This window comes from Thermocladium sp. ECH_B, assembly GCA_001516585.1.
Taxonomy (GTDB): Archaea; Thermoproteota; Thermoprotei; order Thermoproteales; family Thermocladiaceae; genus Thermocladium.
Genome location: LOBW01000134.1, coordinates 1 through 1646, shown reverse-complemented (window position 1 = coordinate 1646; position 1646 = coordinate 1). Strand labels below are relative to the sequence as shown.

The window sequence follows — 1646 nt, the reverse complement described above, 5'->3', positions numbered from 1 at the left end:
AACAACCTAAACATGAGTTAAACCAATAATAAGATAAGAATCAATTCATTCCCACTTCGCACATGAGACTATTTGTAATGAGACTATTAGCATTACTCATGACGGCGCTTGCGCTGATGATATTCGTGTGGGGGTGCTTCACGTGGTTGATTTAGGCGCCCACAGGCTCAAAGCCTCGGTGCGAATTCAACGCAGTATTGGCGATTACTCAACGAATAAACAAAACATTTTAAAGGTAAATGCCTTTAATGGACTATGCTATTAAACTCAATTAATCGGCCACAGGCAACCACCACATGCATACCGGTACCGTTGTGCAATGCCGGTATGCACGGCGGTTCATGGTGGTATGCATGGTGAGCAGGAACAGAATTACAAGAATGAGAGTTAAGATCATTCTCTGGCGGACCCGGTGGGATTTGAACCCACGGCCTACGGCTCCGGAGGCCGTCGCTCTGATTCCATGCTGAGCTACGGGTCCCTAAAGAAGCGTGTTGCTCAGCGTTTAAAAACATTGATAAAACAAACGGTGAATCTCGCTTCTTCTAGGGATGAAGTAGGTTTAAGCTACATACGCTTGGGGCAAGTGAAGCCATAGGGGTTGAACCCTAGGCATGTTGACGGAGCCATCTTTAAGGAAGGTGAATCTAGCCTGTTAATTCATCTATCCTGGCTACTTTCTCGCCGTGCTCGCTTTTCCTTAACTCGCTTATTTCGTTTCTCTCGTACTTATATACGACATCAGCCTTATTTGGCTCGAAGTCCCAAGGAATAACTAGGACGTAATCTCCTACCCTCATCCACATTCTTCTCCTGTACTTTCCAGGTATTCTAGCTATCCTGGCTTTCCCATCTTCACACATTACCTTAACTCTATCATCTCCAACTATATCGGTTACCTTAGCTATTAGCTCCCCCTCCTCAGGTAATCTAATTCTTTGACTTGACATTCAGGGAACAGCGAGCATCCACGTATTTAACGGTTTCCCCTCATCGATTCAGGGCAGTAAACTACCAAACGAGGGCTTTGGCAATGAAGCTGATGGCTTCCCAGCCCCTAGAGGGATAAGGCTCCTTATCGGGTGAGTTAATGATTCCGCAAGCATGGATGAGCCCGTTCTTAGGAGGGCTCCCTTTCTAGTTTTATGCAGTTTCCCCTATAGACGTAGAACCAGCACTGGTTTCTGGGCACTACCTTAATGGCGCCGTTCTGGGTTAATATTAGAAACGAGTTCCTCCTCTTCTCAACTATTAATCCCCTTATTCCGTTCATGTATGGATTAAGGCACTTCGTCGTCTCAACTAGGGGTAGAGCCATTATTTATCCCCCCTCATGAATGCATTAAAAAGGGGTTCCCCAATCATTGCCTCAGCCTCCTCCGTATTCTCTCCTCTCCTCGCTTCGCCGCCTTCGCTAGATCCCCCTTACCAGCCATCCTAATCACTAGTATTAGGAGGAGCAGTAAGCTTAGAACCCTACGCATGGTCACTCGCTGCTGCCTATTAACCGGATTAAAAACTTATATTTCCTTGCTTGTTCCCCTTGACGAGATGCCAACTAACCTGCCTCCGGAGGCAGGTTAGTTGGCATCTCGTCAAGGGGAACAAGCAAGGAAATATAAGTTTTTAATCCGGTTAATAGGCAG

2 protein-coding genes and 1 tRNA gene are annotated in these 1646 nt (G+C 46.3%); all 3 read right to left on the bottom strand.

Going from position 1 to position 1646, the window contains the following annotated elements; genetic code table 11:
- Window positions 1-401: 401 nt before the first annotated feature.
- The 3 genes from AT710_09725 to AT710_09715 all read right to left on the bottom strand — a co-directional run bounded on the left by AT710_09725 (window position 402) and on the right by AT710_09715 (window position 1318).
- Window positions 402-481 (bottom strand) — tRNA-Arg (locus AT710_09725).
- Window positions 482-647: 166 nt separating this feature from the next.
- Window positions 648-950 carry a translation initiation factor IF-1A gene (locus AT710_09720; protein ID KUO89899.1) on the bottom strand — a complete coding sequence of 101 codons (303 nt, stop codon included), beginning with the start codon at window positions 948-950 and terminating at the stop codon, window positions 648-650.
- Window positions 951-1120: 170 nt separating this feature from the next.
- The gene (locus AT710_09715) at window positions 1121-1318 is read right to left on the bottom strand and encodes a hypothetical protein (protein KUO89898.1); all 198 of its coding nucleotides are present in this window, start codon (window positions 1316-1318) and stop codon (window positions 1121-1123) included.
- Window positions 1319-1646 lie beyond the last annotated feature (328 nt).

What these genes read in the sequence shown, in the direction of transcription:
- AT710_09720 (KUO89899.1), bottom strand. Translation starts at nt 950, where the DNA reads ATGTCAAGTCAAAGAATTAGATTACCTGAGGAGGGGGAGCTAATAGCT.
- AT710_09715 (KUO89898.1), bottom strand. Translation starts at nt 1,318, where the DNA reads ATGGCTCTACCCCTAGTTGAGACGACGAAGTGCCTTAATCCATACATG.